This window comes from Hydrocoleum sp. CS-953 (assembly GCF_002260545.1).
Lineage (GTDB): Bacteria > Cyanobacteriota > Cyanobacteriia > Cyanobacteriales > Microcoleaceae > Trichodesmium.
In genome coordinates this window covers 1-5,047 of record NZ_LGSU01000851.1, presented here as the reverse complement: position 1 = coordinate 5,047, position 5,047 = coordinate 1, and the positions used below count along the sequence as shown (strand labels likewise).

Here is a 5,047-nt window from a genome sequence, read left to right as displayed (position 1 = left end):
ATATTTACCATTTTTATCAAAAATTGCCTCTGAATTTAAAATCCTAAAATATCTTGCATAAAGTTACTAAAGTTTGGTAATTTAAGAATAGAATTAGACATGAATAAGAAATATGAAAACAAATACAATTACTGGCAGAAATTATCAGATTGGTGAAGCCGAAAAACTTACCTCCTTAGCTGACAAATATGGGGTTAAATTAGAAACAAGAAATTTGGATACTTACAGCGATGCAGGATTAGAAGGATGGTGGGGAGAAAATGGCTGTCACAAACCATTGCAGGAAATGAATCCAGTTAGAGGAGGATTTGCAATTGATGTACTCAAAAGATTTGAGATTTATCCTTCTCAAAAAATAGTTGAAATTGGCTGTGGTGGAGGTATTTTTTCTGAATATATTGCTAGGCATGGATATAAGGTTTTAGGTGTTGATATCTCAGAGGGAGCAATAAATGTTGCCAAGGAACACGCCAATATTACTAATGTTAAAGTTGATTATCAAGTGGCAAGTGTTTATCAATTACCTTTTGAGGATGAAAGCTTTGATGTAGTAATGTCTAGTGATTTTTTAGAACATCTTGAAGATTTAGTTACTGCAATTTCTGAGATGTCTAGAATTCTCAAAAAAGGCGGTCTTTTTATCTTTGATACTATTTCCAGAAATGAGAGCTGCGTTACAACTTTTATGAAGTTAGAAGCTGAAGGAATTATTCCTGCTGGTACTCACGAACCTTTGTTATTTGTTCAACCACAAGAGTTAGAAAGTTTAGCAAATAATTGTGGTATTGATTTTGCTAAAGATGTTAATAATCCCTATGGATTTTTGCTACAGTCTATAATATTTATTGATGGTAAGTTCCAGCTAGGAAAAGTAGAGGAAAAAGAGACTTTACCACACTATATTGGATACGGAATTAAAAGATAAAAGTTTCTGGGGTGGGTCTTACCGAAAAATCCAGGTAGAAAGCCTCTTCTTTTAAGGGGAAAAAAGAAAAAAAATCCTTTGATTCAATCCTCTTATTTCTAATTTATAAGAAGAGGTAATTATTAATAATTAATTATTAATTGTTGAACCACCTTTTGGGTAATTCATAGTAAATGAAGCAATTGGCAAGAAAAAAGAGATAATTCAAATGATGGATGTACAAGTTAGATTAGCATGCGCTGAGGATCGGGAAGCCGTTTTAAATTTTTGTCAACACACATGGGAAAATGAATCAGACCATATTCATCTAGTTTGGGATGAATGGTTAGCTGAACCTCAAGGTCGTCTTTTTGTGGCTGTAGTTAATGATGTACCAGTGGGAATAGCACGAGTATTTATGGTGTCAGACTCGGAAGGTTGGTGGGAAGGGTTGCGTGTCGCTCGCGCTTATCGAGGTCAGGGTATAGCCAGAATTTTAGATTCACAAATAGAACAGTTTTTACGGGAAAGTAATATCAGAATTTCTCGCTGCCAAGTTAACTCTAGAGACAAAGTTATGCTAGGAATGATGACTAGGCGAAATAGGAAAATTGTTGCTCATTATATTCCTCACAAAACTACCCCTATTTCTACAGTTAAATCTCCTTCAGGTTCAACATTTACTCAGGTTAATGATCGGGATTTTACTTGTGCTTGGGAGTTAGTTAAATCTCCTGATTTTTATGGTGAAAATAATTGTTTTTATGTTTCTCCAGGTGCTAAGTGGCAAGAGCTGAAAATAGAACTATTTAAAAATCTAATTGAACGAGGTTTGGTGTGGGGCATTAAACAGAGCGATCGCTTAGTTGCTTTGGCAATACAAAGTTCACTAGAAACAGATAAAGAAGTTTTTTGCCTGGGTTATATAAGGGGTACTAAAGAAAGTTTACCAATCCTACTTTTAGAGTTACGTCATTTAGCTTTTCAGAAAAAATATTCAAGTATTGGTGGTTTTTTCCCCACTTGTGAGTTGCTATTAAATTATTTAGAAAAGGGAGAATTTTGGAAAAGTTATACTGGAGTTTTTTCATTGTTTCAGTGGGATAATTTTTCTGGCTAATATAGCGCTACGCCGCCAGACAAAAGTCAAAAATAATCTCTGACTGAGTTTGGTAATTTAGAAATTCCCTAACCTTTGCTTCAATTGCTATAGCAATATGAAATGATTAGTGAAAAAAAACTGTAGGGGTTTGGTCTCCAAATCCCTTCTTCGCTTGGGTTTGGAGACCAAACCCCTACAATAATAAAAATCATTGAGATTTTATATTTCCTGTTGCCTGTTGACTATTGCCTTTGACGAAAATTGGATATATAGTTTAAATGCTTATATGACTTACACAGTAAAACGTATTTTTGTCATTGCGACCCATAGGGAAGCAATCTCAAATCCTAGTTTTTCCTACCTCATGCTTAAGTCCTGATAATAACTGATAACTAATAACTGAAATGACCTCTTTTTATGATGCTCGACAATATGCTCCCGCAACCGAACGCAACCGAAAGTTTATTCTGGAAGTTCTGCAGCGAGTTTTGCCTCCAACGGGTAATATTTTAGAAATTGCTAGTGGTACGGGAGAACACGCTGTTTTCTTTTCTACCCACCTAAAACCGCGCCAGTGGTTTCCTTCTGATCCAAACCCAATGTTGCGCGAGAGTATAGCAGCATGGCAAAAACATAGTCCGTCAGATAACCTGCATCCACCCCTTAATATTGATGCGCGGGAGTCAGTTTGGGCAGTAGAAAAAGAGGGTATAGAAATTGCAGCTATTGTCAATATTAATATGATTCATATATCCCCGTGGTCTGCTTGTCTGGGATTAATGGCAGGTGCGGGACGTTTGTTACCGCAGGATGGGGTATTATATTTGTATGGTCCGTACAAACTGGGAGAACAGACAGCACCGAGTAATATGGCATTTGATGAGTCTTTGCGATTTCAAAATTCTGAGTGGGGGGTGAGAAACCTAGAAGATGTAGTAGCGGCAGCAGAGAAGGAGGGGTTAAGGTTTGTGGAGAAGGTGGAAATGCCAGCAAATAATTTATCTGTGGTTTTCCATAAAGACTGAAGAAGGAAGAAGCAAAGGAAAAATCTTATATCATGTCCGGATAATCAGTGATAAAAAAGTTTTTGTTTGTAGTAAGGCTTTAGCCCGATATATAGATACGTCGGGCTAGAGCAATTCTACGAACTTTAATTATAACTATTCAACCGGAGATGATATTATATCATGTCCGGATAATCAGTGATAAAAAAGTTTTTGTTTGTAGTTTTGCTCTAGCCCGAAGTCATGGATAGGGCTAAAGCCCTACTACAAGCTTTAATTATTATAGCGCTACGCATTAAGGCTCTTGACATTTCTAAATCCTAAAACCCTTTATTAGTCTACTATTCCCTATTCCCTATTCCCTATTCCCTAGCGCGTAGCGCTATACTATTCAACGGGAGGTGATATTAATGATTTTGCGCCGGATGTCATTAATAAACCCACCTGCTCGACTGTAGCAGTTTCCGCATCCAGAATATCCACAAACTGACCTTCATATATTACGGCAATGCGATCGCTCATTGCCATTATTTCTTCTAATTCCGTAGAAATATACAGAATAGCTGCTCCCTGTTGTTTTTGAGTAAGTAAAGCTTGTTGTACATATTCGGTTGCTCCGATATCTAAACCACGGGTAGGTTGCATGGCGACAATTAATTTTGGTTCCCCAGAAAGTTCCCGCGCCAGAATAATTTTTTGTTGGTTTCCACCAGAAAGTTGACTTGCTTTTAATTGTGGATGACTGGCACGAATATCAAATTTTTCTATGGCGTTTTTTCCCTGATTATTTATCACTTTAGACTGCAGAAAACCATAACGGCAAAAAGGCAAAAACTTAAACAATTTCAAAATCAAATTCCGAGCAATACTAAAATTAAGAATTAACCCCATTTTCTGGCGGTCTTCGGGAATATATCCAACTTTTAATTTATCTGTTAAATTATCGACAAAATTTATCTCTCCTTTTTCCAGAGAACGTAAATTATTAATTGCATCTGCTAATTCTCTTTGACCATTACCATCAACTCCAGCAACTCCCAAAATTTCCCCACTATGGAGTTGAAAAGATAAATTATTCACAGCAGATAAACCTTGGTTATTTTTCACTTCTATATTTTTGACTTCCAGAACAATATTACCTTTTTCAGCAGGGATTTTTTTGTGAATTAAATTTACTTCTCTCCCTACCATCATTTCGGCTAATTTATGAGTATTAGTTTCTCCAATTTTGAGAGTATCTATAACTTTACCTCGGCGCAAAACTGTGACAGTATCACAGACATTAATTACCTCTTCAAGTTTATGACTAATAAAAATAATTGTATGATTATTTGCTGCTAATTGTCGCAAAATATTGAGTAAATAATTTACCTCTACTGGAGTTAATACTGCGGTTGGTTCATCTAAAATTAAAATTCTGGCTTGGCGATAAATTACCTTGATAATTTCTACCCGTTGCTGAGTACCTATTGGTAAATCTGTAATTTTAACATTAGCTGGAATTTCTAAATTATAGGCTTTTGCCATAGCATTAATTTCTCTAGATTTTGCCGCTAAATTTAGATGAAAATTTCCTCTAGTTCCCAAGATAATATTTTCTGTTGCTGTTAATTGTGGTACTAACATAAAGTGTTGATGAATCATGCCAATACCATAATTAATTGCTTTACTGGGAGAGGAAATTTTTATCGGCTTATCTTCTAGGTAAATTTGACCTAAATCTGGTTGATAAAGTCCTGATAATATGTTCATTAAGGTAGTTTTTCCTGCACCATTTTCTCCAAGAATGGCATGAATGGAACCAGCAGCAATAGAAATATTAATATTATCGTTGGCGAGAAAATTTCCGAAGCTTTTTGTAATATTTTCTAGACGTAAATATGTCATTTCAGTTATCAGTTATAGTAATCTTAAATGATTTGTGAAAAAAACTGTCGGGGTTTGGTCTCCAAACCCAAACCTATATGTTTGACCAATAATTGAATATGTAGGGATATTCCATATAACAATAAGAAATAGTTCGTGAAACAAAACTGT

Annotated in this window: 4 protein-coding genes; 3 read left to right on the top strand and 1 reads right to left on the bottom strand. The window is 35.5% G+C overall.

Going from position 1 to position 5,047, the window contains the following annotated elements; genetic code table 11:
• The first annotated feature begins 112 nt into the window (after window positions 1-112).
• From ubiG to AFK68_RS11025, 3 genes are all read left to right on the top strand, one after another.
• Window positions 113-925: a bifunctional 2-polyprenyl-6-hydroxyphenol methylase/3-demethylubiquinol 3-O-methyltransferase UbiG gene (gene ubiG, locus AFK68_RS11035; RefSeq protein ID WP_094672755.1), complete on the top strand. Its 813-nt coding sequence runs from the start codon at window positions 113-115 to the stop codon at window positions 923-925.
• 208 nt (window positions 926-1,133) lie between these two features.
• The gene (locus AFK68_RS11030; RefSeq protein ID WP_094672753.1) at window positions 1,134-2,024 is read left to right on the top strand and encodes a GNAT family N-acetyltransferase; all 891 of its coding nucleotides are present in this window, start codon (window positions 1,134-1,136) and stop codon (window positions 2,022-2,024) included.
• A gap of 386 nt (window positions 2,025-2,410) precedes the next feature.
• Window positions 2,411-3,031, top strand: a complete 621-nt coding sequence (locus tag AFK68_RS11025) for a DUF938 domain-containing protein (protein WP_094672751.1) — start codon at window positions 2,411-2,413, stop codon at window positions 3,029-3,031.
• Window positions 3,032-3,397: 366 nt separating this feature from the next.
• Here AFK68_RS11025 and AFK68_RS11020 read toward each other — a convergent pair whose 3' ends face one another.
• Complete coding sequence (locus AFK68_RS11020) at window positions 3,398-4,897, bottom strand: ABC transporter ATP-binding protein (RefSeq protein WP_094672750.1); 1,500 nt, start codon at window positions 4,895-4,897, stop codon at window positions 3,398-3,400.
• Window positions 4,898-5,047: the final 150 nt, after the last annotated feature.